This is a genomic window from Enterobacter sp. DN (assembly GCF_046054285.1).
Classification (GTDB): Bacteria; Pseudomonadota; Gammaproteobacteria; order Enterobacterales; family Enterobacteriaceae; genus Enterobacter; species Enterobacter hormaechei_C.
The window spans coordinates 25,284-41,429 of the sequence record NZ_JBJJTG010000003.1 but is presented as its reverse complement, the minus strand read 5'-3'; the positions used below and the strand labels follow the sequence as shown (position 1 = coordinate 41,429).

13 protein-coding genes and 1 other RNA gene are annotated in these 16,146 nt (G+C 46.9%); 8 read left to right on the top strand and 6 right to left on the bottom strand.

The window, feature by feature from the left end:
* Window positions 1–368: 368 nt before the first annotated feature.
* The 5 genes from ACJTMZ_RS08630 to ACJTMZ_RS08610 all read left to right on the top strand — a co-directional run bounded on the left by ACJTMZ_RS08630 (window position 369) and on the right by ACJTMZ_RS08610 (window position 9,604).
* On the top strand, window positions 369–2,105 hold the full coding sequence (locus ACJTMZ_RS08630) for an ATP-dependent nuclease (RefSeq protein WP_408626905.1): 1,737 nt from the start codon (window positions 369–371) through the stop codon (window positions 2,103–2,105).
* A complete protein-coding gene (locus ACJTMZ_RS08625; protein ID WP_338319418.1) occupies window positions 2,095–3,513 on the top strand; it encodes a UvrD-helicase domain-containing protein in 1,419 nt (472 codons plus the stop codon). The genes ACJTMZ_RS08630 and ACJTMZ_RS08625 overlap by 11 nt, the downstream gene beginning before the upstream one ends.
* Window positions 3,514–3,574: 61 nt before the next feature.
* Entirely contained in the window at window positions 3,575–4,639 is a 1,065-nt protein-coding gene (locus ACJTMZ_RS08620) for a DUF5677 domain-containing protein (RefSeq protein WP_114191412.1), read from the top strand.
* A 170-nt stretch (window positions 4,640–4,809) separates the two neighbouring features.
* Complete coding sequence (locus ACJTMZ_RS08615) at window positions 4,810–8,661, top strand: hypothetical protein (RefSeq protein ID WP_408626904.1); 3,852 nt, start codon at window positions 4,810–4,812, stop codon at window positions 8,659–8,661.
* A gap of 28 nt (window positions 8,662–8,689) precedes the next feature.
* The gene (locus ACJTMZ_RS08610) at window positions 8,690–9,604 is read left to right on the top strand and encodes a hypothetical protein (protein WP_408626903.1); all 915 of its coding nucleotides are present in this window, start codon (window positions 8,690–8,692) and stop codon (window positions 9,602–9,604) included.
* Window positions 9,605–9,646: 42 nt separating this feature from the next.
* On the opposite strand, the gene ACJTMZ_RS08605 is transcribed toward ACJTMZ_RS08610, so the two are convergent.
* The 3 genes from ACJTMZ_RS08605 to ACJTMZ_RS08595 all read right to left on the bottom strand — a co-directional run bounded on the left by ACJTMZ_RS08605 (window position 9,647) and on the right by ACJTMZ_RS08595 (window position 11,898).
* Window positions 9,647–10,267, bottom strand: a complete 621-nt coding sequence (locus ACJTMZ_RS08605) for an inovirus Gp2 family protein (protein WP_408626902.1) — start codon at window positions 10,265–10,267, stop codon at window positions 9,647–9,649.
* A 620-nt stretch (window positions 10,268–10,887) separates the two neighbouring features.
* Window positions 10,888–11,646 carry a hypothetical protein gene (locus ACJTMZ_RS08600; protein ID WP_408626901.1) on the bottom strand — a complete coding sequence of 253 codons (759 nt, stop codon included), beginning with the start codon at window positions 11,644–11,646 and terminating at the stop codon, window positions 10,888–10,890.
* 33 nt (window positions 11,647–11,679) lie between these two features.
* Window positions 11,680–11,898 (bottom strand): AlpA family phage regulatory protein, encoded by a 219-nt coding sequence (locus ACJTMZ_RS08595; protein ID WP_338319424.1) that lies wholly within the window; start codon window positions 11,896–11,898, stop codon window positions 11,680–11,682.
* A gap of 126 nt (window positions 11,899–12,024) precedes the next feature.
* Between ACJTMZ_RS08595 and ACJTMZ_RS08590 the strand changes: the two genes are divergently transcribed.
* Complete coding sequence (locus ACJTMZ_RS08590) at window positions 12,025–12,789, top strand: hypothetical protein (protein WP_338319425.1); 765 nt, start codon at window positions 12,025–12,027, stop codon at window positions 12,787–12,789.
* 34 nt (window positions 12,790–12,823) lie between these two features.
* Here the strand turns inward: ACJTMZ_RS08590 and ACJTMZ_RS08585 are convergent, their stop codons facing one another.
* The 3 genes from ACJTMZ_RS08585 to smpB all read right to left on the bottom strand — a co-directional run bounded on the left by ACJTMZ_RS08585 (window position 12,824) and on the right by smpB (window position 15,205).
* Window positions 12,824–14,065 carry an integrase gene (locus ACJTMZ_RS08585; RefSeq protein WP_338319426.1) on the bottom strand — a complete coding sequence of 414 codons (1,242 nt, stop codon included), beginning with the start codon at window positions 14,063–14,065 and terminating at the stop codon, window positions 12,824–12,826.
* Between the two features lie 204 nt (window positions 14,066–14,269).
* Window positions 14,270–14,633: a transfer-messenger RNA gene (gene ssrA / locus ACJTMZ_RS08580) on the bottom strand.
* An 89-nt stretch (window positions 14,634–14,722) separates the two neighbouring features.
* Window positions 14,723–15,205 carry an SsrA-binding protein SmpB gene (gene smpB, locus ACJTMZ_RS08575; protein ID WP_003863115.1) on the bottom strand — a complete coding sequence of 161 codons (483 nt, stop codon included), beginning with the start codon at window positions 15,203–15,205 and terminating at the stop codon, window positions 14,723–14,725.
* A gap of 156 nt (window positions 15,206–15,361) precedes the next feature.
* Here smpB and ACJTMZ_RS08570 point away from each other — a divergent pair, with 156 nt between their 5' ends.
* Window positions 15,362–15,799 carry a type II toxin-antitoxin system RatA family toxin gene (locus tag ACJTMZ_RS08570; protein ID WP_003863117.1) on the top strand — a complete coding sequence of 146 codons (438 nt, stop codon included), beginning with the start codon at window positions 15,362–15,364 and terminating at the stop codon, window positions 15,797–15,799.
* On the top strand, window positions 15,789–16,076 hold the full coding sequence (locus ACJTMZ_RS08565; RefSeq protein ID WP_045340478.1) for an RnfH family protein: 288 nt from the start codon (window positions 15,789–15,791) through the stop codon (window positions 16,074–16,076). The genes ACJTMZ_RS08570 and ACJTMZ_RS08565 overlap by 11 nt, the downstream gene beginning before the upstream one ends.
* Window positions 16,077–16,146: the final 70 nt, after the last annotated feature.

The window sequence follows — 16,146 nt, the reverse complement described above, 5'->3', positions numbered from 1 at the left end:
AATAGTATTTAACATCATAGCGAGAAATCCCTTTAAAAAGATTGCGTAAGGTTTGCTTTTCGCTCTCAGTAGACGCTTTAGAGTTGCGTGTTTATCTGCTGTATGCCAGAAGCAGGCAAGGCTAATACTAGAGTTTCTTCATTACTCGCACACTTAACGAGCAAAATACGGACCGCGTGTTCCTCGCACATGCCACAAGATTGAGGTGTAGATCAAGAAACGATCAGATAAAACAGTAAGGTAGATATCTCTGTTTAGATCCTTTCTCGTTGTGAGCGTAATATATTTTTTGCGCTGTATATTTTCTTCACGGATGTCTTTCGCGATCACGTTGCAGATGAAGAAAATGAGAATTAAGGAGCAACTCCGTGACCAGAATTTGTAAAGTCGAGATCCAGAATTTCCGAACTATCCGTTTATTGAACTGGCTACCTTCACCAGGCCTCAACTGCCTGATTGGCCCAGGAGACAGCGGTAAGACTACTATTCTCGATGCGATTGACCTTTGCCTTGGTGCCCGCCGCAATATCAGTTTTGCCGATACTGATTTTTATGGGCTGGATGTCACCCAGCCCATCAGCATCACTCTGACGCTTGGTTCGTTGCCCGATGCTCTGATGCGCTTGGATTCGTACGGAAATTATTTACAGGCCTTCGACCGTGCAAACGGGTTAGTCACTGAAGAACCTGAACAGGGTCTGGAAACGGTTCTTTGCTTACGTTTGACAGTGGATAGCGAGCTAGAGCCTGTCTGGTCGCTAGTATCACAGCGCGCTCAGGCACAAGGGCAGGAGCGCAATATTGCTTGGAAGGATCGGTTACTGTTAGCCCCAGCCCGGCTCGGGACTTATGCTAGTTCCAACCTGTCATGGACACGCGGTTCGGTACTCAATCGACTGACCGCAGAACGACCAAATCTTGGCGCTGAATTGGCCAATGCGGCACGCCAGGCCCGAAACGGTTTCGGCGGTCAGGCTGGTGTACAGCTGGCCGCAACACTGCAAATCGTGAACCAGAAAGCCAATGAACTTGGCGTGCCAGTGGGTGCCGGCACCCAGGCATTGCTGGACGCGCACGCTGTATCGATCGGCGACGGAGCCATTGCGCTACACGATGCTACAGGAGTGCCCTTGCGCTCACTGGGAACAGGCTCATCTCGTCTACTGGTCGCAGGAATGCAGAGTGCAGCAACACAGCAGGCGTCTGTCGCTCTGGTCGACGAAGTAGAGTACGGACTGGAACCGCATCGCCTTACCCGATTGTTGAACTCCCTTGGTGCGAAGGAAAATTCCCCACCCCTCCAGGTATTTCTAACCACCCATTCCCCGGTCGCTGTCCGCGAGCTTAACGGCAATCAGCTCTTCGTGGTACGTAAGTCTCCGGATGGTGCACATCAGGTTCTCCAGGTAGGTGTCGCTGATGATATTCAAAGCACCGTTAGGGCTGATCCGGAAGCGTTTCTCGCTCGTAGCGTCATAGTCTGCGAGGGTGCCAGTGAAGTTGGTCTAATTCGTGGCCTAGACCATTTCTGGACGAACATAAACGGAGCGTCGATGCTAGCCGCTGGGACTGCATATGTGAATGTCGGCGGCGGAGAGCCTGACCGGTGCTTTGTTCGCGGACTCGCATTGCGCCAGCTTGGCTATCGGGTATTGGTCATGGTTGATGCAGATAAGCCGCCCACTGCGGCGACCGTACAGGCCTACGTGGATGCTGGTGGGGAGTACATCACTTGGCGAGAAGGACGTGCTCTGGAAGACGAACTGTTTCTGAGTCTGCCGGATGCGGGTGTGGATGCTCTGCTTCAGCGAGCCATAGACCTTGTGGAAGAAGATTTGGTGGCTGCGCATATCCAGACTCAGTCAAACGGACAACTGGCTCTCGCCCAAATCCGGCTGCAGCGACAACAGCTAGGTATGCCATATCCCCTCGCAACGCGACAACTACTGGGGCTGGCAGCGCGTAACCGTAAAAACGGTTGGTTTAAATCGGTCACCAAATTCGAGGATGTGGCACGCGATATTCTTGGTCCCTATTGCCAAATCTCAGAGCCAGAATTTGTCGCTATGATCACTCGCCTCTACCGGTGGGCTCATGCCGCCTGAGTACAATTTATTCGCTTTTCGTCGAGGCGCGATCACGGCCCCTGCTGGTTGTGGCAAGACGCAACTGATCGCCGATACACTGTCCCAACATACTGGGGCAAAGCCGGTTCTCATCCTCACTCATACCAATGCGGGTGTTACAACACTGCGTCTGCGCATGCAAAAAGCCGGAGTGCCCGCTTCGGCTTACCACATTGCCACAATTGATGGTTTTTCCATGCGGCTGGTGGCGATGTTTCCGCAGCGAAGCGCTGTTGCTGCTGCTGTCCTTCTGCTCCAGAATCCCGGAGCCGACTACCCAGCAATACGCATGGCTGCCAGGCATTTACTTCAAAGCGGGCACCTCAATGAGGTCCTCGCAGCAAGCTATGCCCATCTGATTGTCGATGAGTACCAGGACTGCAATTTAGTGCAACACGATCTGGTTACAGCACTTTCCATGGTACTTCCAACATGTGTTCTTGGCGACCCGATGCAGGCTATCTTCGGCTTTCGCGGTAATCAGCTTGTGGACTGGAATACCCACGTGCTTCCGCATTTTCCTGCTATCGGCGAGCTTAACCAGCCCTGGCGCTGGACGAACGCAGGCAAGCCCGAATTTGGCCAATGGCTTCTGGAGTGTCGGCGAATACTCCTAGCAGGAGGTGGCATTGATTTACGCCAGGCCCCGCCGGAGGTTGTCTGGGTCGAGTTGCAACCGGCTACTGCCATTCAGCAGCGGCTCACCGCTGCGTTAACACAGGCTGTTACGCGGGAAGGAGACGTTCTGGTGATTGGCGATAGCCGTAACCCTCGTGGCCGCCGGCAAATGGCCAGTCAGACACCGGGTGCTGCTGCAGTAGAGCCCGTCGACCTCGCCGACCTCACGTTGTTTGGAACGACATTCAACCTGCAGTCTGCTGACGCACTGATTTGTTTAGTGGAGTTTGCCGCAGAGGTTATGACGCAGGTCGGAGTAGCTGTTTTGCAGCGCCGACTGGAGAGCTTACGCAGGGGGACTGCACACAATCCAGCGACTGAAGCAGAAGCCGCACTGCTCGCTTTCACTAATGCCCCAAGTTTTCCCTTGGCCATCGAGGCACTACGCGCATTGACCAGGCAAAACAATGCCCGAGTCTATCGTCCGGATGTGTTGTATTGCTGTCTGCGCGCGATGCAAATAGCTGCGGAGGGGAGTTGCAGCTTTGCCGAGGCCACGGTGCGGGAGCGCGAACGAAACCGACACGAGATTCGGCCCCTTGCGCAACGTGCCATTGGTAGTACTCTGTTGCTGAAGGGACTAGAGGCGGAAGTGGCCGTTATAACCGCCACTGAGGAGATGGATGCCCGACATCTCTACGTAGCCTTCACTCGCGGATCGAAGAAGCTGGTTGTCTGCTCGTTTACTCCCGTATTGATGCCCCGCTAGTGTCGACGTAAAGCCCACTTACTACGTCGACGGAGTGCTGACCCTCTCTAAGGAACTGAACTTGTTAAACAAAAAAGTACTTTCTCAGATACAGGATGTGGCTGGTAGCGGCAATATGTCTCCCGCAGAGATGGCTGAGTGGTTAGATACTCATTCTGAAGACATAGAGCATTTAGTTGCGTTGAAAATGTTCGAGTATTTGGATGAGGCTAAAGGGGAGGTATTAAAGGATCACTACGAAAATTTAGATGCATTTACAGGAAGACTATTTACAACATGGGAGTCCCCTTTAAAGCGGCTGGATGCATTAATTTATGGGTGTACTGAAATCAGTAATGAGGTAAACAGTGAGTATCGCACCGGTTCTGGAGAAAGGTCCGCAAAACTGAACATAACCACCCGACTGCACGCACGTGCTGTCCAGGTTTCCTGCGAGATATCTCATCTTCTAAAGGGTGGCTTTGCAGACGGTGCAATGGCCCGTTGGAGAACGCTCCATGAAACCACGGCCATATTGATATTTATTGCAGAAGGCGACGAAGACCTGGCGAAAAGATTCACGGATTTTCAGAGCATACAGAGGCGAAAAGCTGCTAATCGCTATAATAAATATAGTGAAGAGTTGGGTTTTACTTCTTTCTCCCCAGAAGATTTAAGTCGGTTTGATCTCGAAAGAAATGATATCGTTGGTAAGTATGAAGCGGGTTTCGGCAACGAATTAGGTTGGGCCGCAAAAGCTTTAGGAAAAGAACCCAGTGCCAGAACTAAGGTTCGCTTTAGTGATATTGAGGAATTTGTCGAGCTGGACTTTTTGCGACCGCACTACGGCTTTGCCAACCAGTATATTCATGCAGGAATTGACAGCATTGGCTTCAAGCTCGGTACATCGCTTTCAAATAAAGATCTCTTGCTATGCGGACCATCTAATGAAGGGCTGTTAGAGCCGATTCAGTGCACCAGCTTGTCCTTAATACAGGCCACTCAGGCGATAATCTCAGTTTCACCAAACGATCAACGTTTGCTATATAGCTCCGTGCTCTGGTTGTGGCATGAGAAGTTGAAAGAAGAAGTTATTGCCGCATCTGATGCCCTAATCAAGAAAGGTGAAGCTGATAATTTTGAATAAAATCTGGGAAACGAAGATGACGTCAGTTGTATTTTAATCTTACTCACAGGATGTCAACCTAAACGAACGATGCATGAAAGCTGAATATTTGGAGAATGGATAGAGGTTACTCGGTTTTTGGTGAACTCAAAGTATGAATAATGGCAAAAATTTTTTACTAAGGTGAAGGCGTGGCAATCTTTGACATTGAAAAGGACGAATTACTTCGGCTCTCCGATATCCAGCTGGAAGAGCTGATAGCTCGGCTAGCAGAAGCTGAAGTGGCAATGCATGGCTATAGCCCAGCATGTGTAAATTGGTCTGGTTCAATTACAGCCCCTGACGGAGGGATTGATATCCATGTTCAAGTTCCAGTTGAACAACTGAAACCAGGCTTTCTTGTAAGGCCTAATACGGTCTTTCAGGCAAAGAAACATAAAATGCCAAAGGCTACAATTGAGAAGGAAATGAGCACCTGCCAAACGCTTTCACCCATCATATCTGAACAAGCCAGAAAACAAGGCAGCTACATCATTGTCAGCCTGGGTGATGATTGCTCTCCGTCTGGAAAGAGAGATCGTCTTAATGCGATGAGGGATGCAGTAAAAGATGATCCTAACAAAAGCAATCTTCATGTTGATTTCTACGACCGTTCCAAACTCATTCAATGGCTGCGCCAACATCCATCAGTCATGCTGTGGGTAAAAGGGAAGCTTGGGCAAGGGTATTCCGGCTGGCAACCCTACGGAGCTTGGAGCAATCCGCCACAAGGTGTTACAGACACTTTAATCTCAGCCTCAGGTGTAACCATTACTTTACCGTCGGGAAAGGGGCAAAAACTCAAAATTGATGAAGCAATTAGCCCAATGCGAGCACTTATCCGTTCGACGAATAAAGCGGTTCGTATTACAGGATTGTCCGGTGTTGGGAAGACTCGGATCGTTCAGGCGCTCTTTGATGAAACTGTTGGAACAGATGCGCTTGACCGGACAGTAGCTATTTATGTTGATACTGGCTCTGAGCCAGTACCGTCGGCTACAGCAATGCTTGATAAGCTGATCGCTGAGGACCGACGAGCAATTATGATCCTTGATAATTGTCCATCAGAACTCCATGCTTCGCTTGCCAGCAAGGTATCAGCCGCAGGAAAAGAAGTAAGCCTCATCACAATCGAGTACGACATTAGGGATGACAAACCACAGACAACTGAGGTCATCCATATTGAGACAGATGGTCCAGAGGTGGCAGAGCAACTTCTTATCCGTCGCTTCCCTTCTATTGGTCAGAATAATGCCCGTCGTATTGCTGAGTTTGCAGATGGGAATGCAAGAGTTGCTTTGGCTATAGCTGAGAGAGGGGAGGAAGGCGAGAGTTTGGCTCTACTTTCTGATGCGCAGTTGTTTAATCGCTTGTTTGAACAGCGTAATCATCCTGATGGTAATTTACGGGAGCAAGCTGAAATATTGTCAATGGTGTATTCATTCTCGGTATCTAGTCCAGATGCTGCTACCGACGAACTGGAAATATTAGGGGCGCTCTTTGGGTATTCCAGAACCCAGTTATTTAAAGCCGTTACGAAGCTGATGGAACGTCATATCGTTCAGAAAAGATCTCACTGGAGAGCTATCTTACCTCATGCCATTGCTAACAGATTGGCAGCATCCGCACTCGACAGTATTCCCGTCGATCAACTTAGGGCGACTTTTGAAGCTCCGGGTTGTGAGCGTTTATTAATGTCTTTTTCGCATCGCTTGGGGTTGTTGCATGACCATCCTGTTGCGAAAGAAATTGTAGAAGCCTGGCTTCAGCCTAAAGGGATGTTAGGAAGAATAGCCGAGTTAAATGATATTTCTTTACGAATACTTGGGTATATCGGACCGGTTGCACCTGAAGCATTGCTCAACAGAATTGAGGTCGTACTCTCATCATCTGATTTCAAAGGTATGGAACCGGGCTACAATCCGCAGCGACGTAGTATTCTGCGTCTTTTACAATTGATGGCATACGAACCGAACGCCTTTGAACGATGTGGCAGGCTTCTCATTCGAATGGCTGAGAACGAAGCTGATAACAATGACCTGGATTCTGCTCGAAACATGGTCCCAAGGTTTTTCCAGACGTATTTGTCTGGTACTCATGCATCCCTAAGCCAGCGTATTGCTTTAATGAACGAATGCATTGCATCAAGCATTATTACGCGTAGATCTTTGGGCTTAAAGATGCTGTCAACTGCCCTGGATGGCCCACCGTGGTCAGGGTTTGGAGTTGGTGAGTTTGGAGCTCGACCAAGAGACTATGGATATGAACCCAACTATGACGAACTTGTCGAATGGCGCAGCGCCTTTATTGACGTCATTATCGAATTAGCGGCATCCGGAGATCCTGAGCTTGAAAGGCCTGCAAGATCAATCCTGGCTGACAAATTCAGGGGAATTTGGTTTCAAGAAGCAATGCGAGACAAACTCGTCGATGCTGCCCGTACATTAAATGCTTTAAGTCCTTGGGGGGAAGGTTGGAAAGCAGTTCGTTCAACGGTCTATTTTGACTATACCAAGCGTAGCGATGGAGATGATATTGAGCCGTTGCCTGATAATCTTGCTGCCTTAGAGAAGGAGTTGGAGCCCATTGCGTTAATTCCAACAATACAGACATACGTGTTGAGTACAAATCATGATTATTGGGCACTGGATGCAGATTTTGATCATGAGGACACCAATAGATATTCCGCAGCCCGAAAACGCCTTGAAGACAAAGCATTTCAATTAGGACAAGACTTTGCCTTATCAAATCATGTGATTGAGGAGTTAGGAGCAGAGCTGTTCTCTATTGGTGGAATGCCTTATCGTGCTGTCTTTGGTCGAGGACTTGCTCGAGGGGCACATGATCTACGTATTGGCTGGCAGCGACTTGTTGAACAAATTGAAAAACAGCCAGATGCTAACAAAGACTTTGCAGTTATTGGAGGATTCATCGAAGAAGTTGACTCTGTCGATCCATCATTAGCACAGAAGTTTCTCGACCAATGTGCGCAGCATCCTGAACTTCGACAGGTATTGGTTGGCTTGCATCCTTGGGGAAAATTTACAGTAAATGATTTGGATCGCTGCATGAAGCATTTGGACGATCCAGACATTCGCCCTTTTATGTATGAGTCAATTCTCTGGCGAGACCAATACGCCAATTTACCGAGAGTCCGTATACTTGATCTTGCTAAGTGCCTTCTAAATAAAGTTAGCGGCGACGATGTTATTTTGGATGCACTATCCATGAAGCTTCATGGTAAAGATGAATCTACAGATACGCTCGGTGCAGACTTTCGATTAATCGGTCTTGCAGCAGCTATCCAGAGGATTCAAAACAGCGATAGAGACCAAGGGGGAAAAATCGATTATCGCATGGAACAAGTTATCCATGCTGCATTGCGTTTCGATGGTAATGACGCAAGAAAAATAGAGTGGTTGGACACAATATTCAGCGTCATTGATAAACATTATGGATATGTGTCTGGATTTCATAAAACTATAGCTACAACTGCTGCATTGATGCCAGAAGCATTTCTCAATCGCATTTTTGAAGGTACTGAGGAACAGCGGCAAAGAAGACAATTCTTTATTGATCGTGGTGGCTTACGTACTTATCCCCTGGCAAAAATAAATACAAGCGTTCTAATTGCATGGTGCCGCGCCAGAAATGATCCCTTTGTTTGGCCTGTTGTAGCTGGTGGAATAAATCTTTGGTCAAAAAATGATGAGCAGAGTGCACTGACCATACACGAAACGGCTATAGAACTTCTAGAGGCGTCACCTGAGCCACTAGCTGTACTGGAGTCTTTTGCTGAGCGCATTACTCCATCATCCTGGACTGGTAGCCTTGCGAACATAATGCAAGCTAGATCAAGGACTATCAGTACACTGAGCCAACATGAGCGTCCAGATATCGCCAAGGCTGCGAAAGTAGTTTGCGAAAAAATGAAGAAGTGGGTGAAACGTCAAAAAGAACGCGAGTTACGGGAAGATAGTGAGAGGGAACAGAGGTTTGAATGACGGTTAAAAGCCTAACAAGGAGAAAGTAATGGAGTCTGCACGTGATAAACATACCCGTGAGATTGTAGAAGCAGAGGACCTGTGGTTGCTTGATAGCGTTGATACTGAAGGCTATGTGTGCTGGGGGTGTGGTATAACCATGCATCCTGCTGCATGGGAAAAAGATAAAAAAGTCAGAGCCTATTTTAAAAAGAAACGACATATTCAACATCATCATGAATGTGATGCTGATGCTGAAAGTACAGTAATTCGCCAAGGCCAGAAGGCGAGTGTCCGCAACATACTGGATAGTGCTCCGGGTTTAATGCCTTCAGGATTAAAGTTGATTGAACAGCGCCCGGTTGTTGAACCAGGTATCGCTGGTGATGAAAGTAAATCCAGTTCGACACGTTCAGCATCCTCACAATCTGGTGAAGGTAATTCACCCGAACGACAATCCCGGCGTCAAGTGAATGCTATTCGCAATATTTGCCGTGCCTTCATCCGTTTCCCGCATGACCGGGGAATGTCGCTTAACGTTCCCGGAATCAGTGGCCAAATCTACATGACGGCATTTAAAAAGCTCCGGAATGAGGTTCAACCTTACCCTGAGCCGAAGGTCTTTTATGCACCACTGCTCTGGAATAAATTTACTGAAAATGATGAAAACCTCATCATTCCCTTGTCTGGTGAATGGGGGGAAGATGAGTCAGGTAAACCTAAACCTACCCGAAGCTACCAGATCTACATCAATTGGGCTAGCTGGTCAAAAGCCAAGCGTACCGTGGTTCGTAAAGAGCTGGAGGCTGCCCGTACCGAGGCAATAGAAGCCAAAGGCAAGGGGCTGAAAGATAAAGCATGGGTATTCTTTATCGGCGAGCAAGATACTGAAAATCCGGAGATCTTCTACGTTAGCGATTATCGACTCATCTGCGCGATTGTAGGACATATCACTTATCCCTAACGTGAAAAAGGCCTTCCCGATTGGGAAGGCTTGCCCATATGACTATTTGTGACTACCGCCGAAATTGCGTTCACCTTCTTCGTAAATTTTGCTGTCAAGTTTGGTCAGATAGCCCAGACGTTGGATCAGCTCCCCGTACTCATAGATATAATCTGCTGAGTTTCGGTCCAAGATATACCGGCAGTTATCAGGGAAGTGAACCAGCCCTGGGTAGTCCTCCAGCTCCAATCCTAATGCACTGTACCAGGCTCTGGTGATCATCATGCGTAAGCTGGTGTCGATATTATAATCGCCTAGTTTGTTGTAAGCCTGTTCGTTGAATAAAAAGCAAACGTGGAAGTGGCATTTCCCTGATTGGCTGAATTCCTTAGCCCATACATCACGCAGAGTATTGGGATGAACTCTGACACCGTTACGCCTCCTACGACGCTCACTGTTTTTAAGTATCTCTTTTAGTGAGTTGATGGATCGAGATATTGCCCCAGGCTCACGATTAATGAAACAGCCGATGGTATCTCCGTTATCAAGTATCGGAGGATAATGGAAATCAACACGCACAGCCATAATGCTGGTATATTGTTCGGTGGCATAGCCGAGCACCTCAAGTATTCTATCCAGATTGTCTGCGTTATGTAATCCATGAGATCCTAAGTATGTGTTCATAATATAAACCTATGTGGTTGATCCTACGGTCTGTCAGGGGCCGTATTGGTTGTTGTCACACATGCAGGGCTATACTTATTCTGAGTTAAGAGTATATTCTGGTATCAGACATTAGTACGGACATACTATCCTGTTCTGACACGTAATATATCTCTTATCTAACTCTTAATAAGTAGCAAGGGTATATGGCCCTTATAATACCTTTACCTACACCTAAAATTGAGATGAAGTTAGTCCCAGCCTGTGATGACTGTGTGGAAGTTACTCTGCAATTAGTTAGAATAAGCTAATCTATTACGGCACCATCCCAATTTCTTTTCACTGTCGAAATACTTATGCATAAATGTTTTGCAGTCTGTGACTGCGTGAGACCCCGTTTCTTTGCTAGTTGGATATAATTATAATATTTACTACCTTGTGGGCGACCTGCTGCTTTAACCAATTTGTTTATGTGAAGTTTCATGTTTTCTATAAAAATCTCATAGGTGATTGAAAGTTGGGTTCTTAGTGTTTCATTATGCAATGTACCCTGCTTTGCTTAATATTGGTGTCATTATTAAGTTTAGCGATTTAGTAGGGTTATGTATTTATCCAAAAAAACATAAAATTGGTATCATTAATTACATTTTTACTTCGTCTTTGAATGGTTCAACAATAATGATTTTACCTCCATTTTTCGTTGAGGCAGAAACATCGTCCTCATGAACTACTGGTATCATTAATGCCTTGTTGTTTATATAATAAACTGGAATCCAGCAGATGCACTGCACAGGTTTGTTGTCGTTTTTTCGACGGACAGTTTCATCTATTCCTAATGTTATTAGGTCTAATATAGGAGCGATAATCATTTTGCTGAAGTCAAAGGAAACATCTTCATAAGATGTTTCTTTAATTAATATTAGGTTTGAGTACCCAGCTGATAACTTGTGAGCATAGTTGATCCTTCTGTCTAAATAAATGAATATTCCTTTCTTAGCATTGTATTTGTCTATGATTCCTTCTTGATTTTCAATTATCTTTTTTTTCTCATTCTCCCCAATCCTTCTGTTAGGCAAGTTGTGTTTATAAAGATTGTGGTCAAGGTTGTCGATGTTATATTTGATGTAAGTATTCCAAATGGCAAGGTAATACTCTTCTTGCGACCTGACAGGTATGCTACGTACTGGTCTATTCTTGGAAAAGAAACAAGCTTGAAAGAGATTGTTTTCAATTTCATTAGCTTCATCATAATGTGATATTATTTTTTCTAAAACTGGCGCGACGGCATCCGTTGCCAATGAAATTACAGCTGATAATGAGCATTTTTTTAAACGGCTGTATTTTCTGAGAGTTTCAACCGTTGTATTGTTAGGTGTACTGTATGTGATACGCTGTGACATAACTTTCCCTCTTAACCTGTGAGTAATAAAAAATTAAGCTTCATTTGAGGCCTGAGCGCGTTCAATGATCCATTCGTCAATTTCTGACTCAAGCCAGCCTACAGACTGCTTTCCAAGCCTCCGTGGCTTAGGAAAAGAAGAGTCGTATCTTGGTGATTTTGGGTTTAGCCAGTCGTAAATGGTGGATCTGGCTATGCCAGTTTTAATGACAATCGTGTTTAAACGTAAAATTCTTACATTGGATGTGATCATCTTGGCTTCCTCTTTATCGTTTGGTTTTGAACGAGATTGAGGTTAACTTCTACGAACATGTGAAAAAATATAGCTGCCATAAAAAAGTTTTTTTACGGCATATGCAGATAACTGGTTGATTAATATATGGATGATTTGAACTGGTGTTTTGGTATGATTTGTGAGCAATACGTAAGAATGCGTGATGGCTTGCAGCAAGAAATTAAATCAGACAAATGGCCTGCTGGTGATAAAATTCTAGATGAGCTTTCTTTATTAGATGATAACAATCAGATAGTTAGTGATTTCTTGAGTCAGGCGTTGAGTAACTACTCAATGTGCGACGATGCGATTGTTAAGTGTAGGCCTCGGTTAGATATTGAGCTTTCGCACTTGCGTGCTAATGGGTGGATCAAAGGGCTGAATGAAAATTTCAGATTGAATCTCTTGCTGGCAGGTATTGAGTATCAATGGGCTAAAGCAGCCTGGAATTATGACAAACGGCGATCGATTCAGGCTCTAAATGTCGCTCTCACGTTGCTGCATGAGTGTTCTGGCGCATGTATGTGCTGTGAGCTTATTGATGAAGAGAGAAAAATCCATAAAGTGAGAGTTAAGGCCGCAGCGAAAGGTGGGGCTACCAAGGCGGAAGTCTATAATCCAATAATAGAAGAGGCTATTCGATTACTGCAAATTACTCCTCAAGCCGTGGGAGGATGGAAGCGCTGGACTGATGCCGCAGAAGCAATTGAGCGACCACTTTGGTTGTTCATTGAGGAACAAAAAAAACACAATAACTTTATTGATTTAAAAGAAGAAAATCTAGTAAGTAAGATACAGCTATGGGGTAAGAAAAATGTTGAGCTTGGTACAGCTTTGAATGAAAAAGTTCTTAAGCCAAAAAAATTATAAGTTTTGCGCCCTATCAGGCGCAATCGATTGAAAGTTAAATAACCAATCGCAGGTTTTGAACGCCATTTGTGGATAAAATACCTTTATCTGCGGCTTTTACAAAATCCGCCCACCATTGCATCATGGGGCGACGTTGTTCAAGATAGTCGCTGCGGTTATACGCACGACGCACCTCATTCTTGTCCACATGAGCAAGTGCTGCTTCAATCACATCTGGTGGGAAGCCTTGCTCGTTAAGGGCCGTACTGGCGATAGATCGCAGGCCATGCGAAACCAGCACTCCGCCAAAGCCCGCACGCTTGAGTGATGCGTTAACCGTCTGACTATTCATTGGCTGGTTAGGTTTGATACGGCTGGGAAATATGAATTCCCGATTGCCACTTAACGGCTTCATCATTTCTAAAACAGCTATTGCCTCATCTGACAAAGGAACTGTATGGTCACGGTTCATTTTCATACGTGATGCAGGGATCTTCCATTCTCGTGCTTCCATGTCTACCTCTTCCCAACGGGCTTCAGCCGCTTCGGCAGGGCGGGTAATGGTAAGAAGTTGCCACATGAACAGGCATCGTGTTGAAAGGCTAATGCTAGCTGTTCGCATTGTCTGCATCAGCTGAGGCAACTGATCGGGACGAATGCTGGGCATGTTTTTCTTCTGCGGCTTCTCGAATGCCTTTCCAATATTGACACTAGGAACCGCATCAATTAGCCCCGTGTTTTGGGCATAGATCATGACCTCATTAATGCGCTGGCACAGGCGGCGAACAGTTTCCAGTGCTCCTCTGGCCTGAACCGGTTGCACGGCCTGAACCAAAGTATGAGCTTTGATATCTGTAACGCTGACGTCACCAATCGCAGGAAAAACATCTCTTTCAAGAGATCGCCAAATGTCCGCTGCATAGTCCTCGGTAACACTGGCTTTCTTCACATTCCACCAACGTTCCGCAACGAGCTGGAAAGTATTGGTTTTGGCTTCAAGCGAACTACGCAGTTGTTCTTGCTGATGTTCCTGAGGATCGATTTGTTTCGCAAGGAGAGAACGTGATTCTGCCCGATAGCTTCGCGCATCGGCAAGCGTAACTGACGGGTAGGGTCCAATACTCTTTTTCGCTCGCTTTTTGGTAATGGGGCGAATGTAGCGAAATTGCCAGATTTTACTCCCGCTGGATTTGATCAGTAGCTCAAGGCCATCGCCATCATAGAGCACATAGTCCGCTTCCTTGGGTTTGGCAGATTCGATTTCCTTAACGGAGAGAGGTTTAGTTTGTCTTGCCATTGCCGGGTTTCCATAGTTTTAGGCACCTCAAAAACAATATAGCTTTATGAGGTGCCTAACAAGGTGCCTAAAAGGTTCGGATTTAATTAGTTCACTTCGGACTTCGCGGGACAAATTGCAGACACAAAAAAGCCCGCAGGGCTTGCGCCGTGCGGGCTCTTAGGACTTCATCGGATGACTCTGGTAATCACCGATGGAGAATTTTGGTGGAGCTGGCGGGAGTTGAACCCGCGTCCGAAATTTCTACATCCTCGGTACTACATGCTTAGTTTGTCTTTACATTCGCACGCCAGCTGCGGACAAACACGCCACTGACGAACTAGCCTGATTAGTTTTAACGCTTCAACCCCAGGCAGGGTTTCCACGCGATCTCTTTTGGGTTTGACCTCTCTTTGATCCCCGTCTTAAGAGCGGAAGCTAGGGAGAGAGGGCTCTTAGCAGGTTATTAAGCTGCTAAAGCGTAGTTTTCGTCGTTTGCGACTATTTTTTTGCGGCTTTTAACGAGGCAAACCGCCCCTCGGCATGCACCTTGGGTTTCGCAAATCCCGTCGAATCCAGAATCAGCCCCAATAGTGTTGAACTCAGTATACCAGATTTTACTTCCTCGACACCAGCCCGAAACGCTAACTTATTGAATAGTACAATAAGTGCGCAGAATCAACGTCCTGCGTTTTTCATGATACGTGCTTTGTCGAGCTGCCACTCGCGTGCTTTCAGGTCAGTACGCTTGTCGTGCTGCTTCTTACCTTTCGCCACGCCGATTTTCACTTTGCACCAGGCATTTTTCCAGTACAAAGAGAGCGCCACCACGGTGAAGCCTTCGCGGTTGATGCGTCCGTAGAGGGATTCCAGTTCGCGCTTGTTCAGCAGCAGCTTACGGGTGCGGGTAGGATCGCAGACGTAATGTGAAGAGGCGACGGTCAGCGGCGTAAAGTTCGCGCCGAACAGGAAGGCCTCACCGTCTTTCAGGATCACGTAGCTGTCGCCGATATTGGCTTTCCCGGCACGCAGCGATTTTACTTCCCAGCCCTGCAACGCAAGGCCGGCCTCGAATTCTTCTTCGATGAAATACTCGTGGCGAGCACGCTTGTTAAGCGCAATGGTCGCCGAACCAGGTTTATGTGCTTTTTTCTTCGTCATAAGTGTCGTAAAGCCGTCGGTAATCTGATTTTAAAAAGTCACCTCATTGCGTCCTGTGAGGTCTAACGCGCTATCTTAGCACGAGATAAGGCTTAGCGTTTTTTTAACAGGTGATAAATGTTATTATTTGTCTGTTGTGTGACCATGGAAAATGCTATGCCTCAGATTAGCCGTACCGCGCTTGTTCCCTACAGCGCGGAACAAATGTATCAGTTAGTGAACGACGTTCAGTCCTATCCGGAATTTATTCCGGGATGCACCGGTAGCCGGGTGCTGGAATCCGGCCCGACGCAGATGACTGCGGCCGTGGATGTCTCCAAAGCGGGGATCAGCAAAACGTTCACCACGCGCAATACCCTGACGAGCAATCAGAGTATTTTGATGCATCTGGTGGATGGTCCGTTTAAAAAACTGATGGGTGGGTGGAAGTTTACGCCACTGAGCGCTGACGCCTGCCGCATTGAGTTTCATCTGGATTTTGAATTTACCAATAAGCTGATCGAACTGGCGTTTGGCCGTATTTTTAAAGAGCTGGCCTCGAATATGGTTCAGGCGTTCACCACCCGCGCCAAAGAGGTTTACAGTGTCGCATAAGATTGCTGTTGAGGTGGTGTATGCGCTGCCGGAGAAGCAGTATTTGCAGCGCGTGACGCTTGAAGAGGGCGCCACCGTTGAGGCGGCTATCCGGGCCTCCGGCATCCTTGAACTTCGCCGTGATATTGACCTGGCGAAGAATAAAGTCGGCATTTATAGCCGTCCGGTAAAGCTTGCTGATGCGCTGAAGGATGGCGATCGGGTTGAGATTTATCGCCCGCTGATTGCTGACCCGAAAGAGCTGCGCCGTCAGCGAGCGGAGAAATCGGGTAAGTAGCGCTTTCTCCCCCGGTGGCGCTTCGCTTACCGGGACTACGATTCTGCGTAAGAATTCAGATACAAAAAAG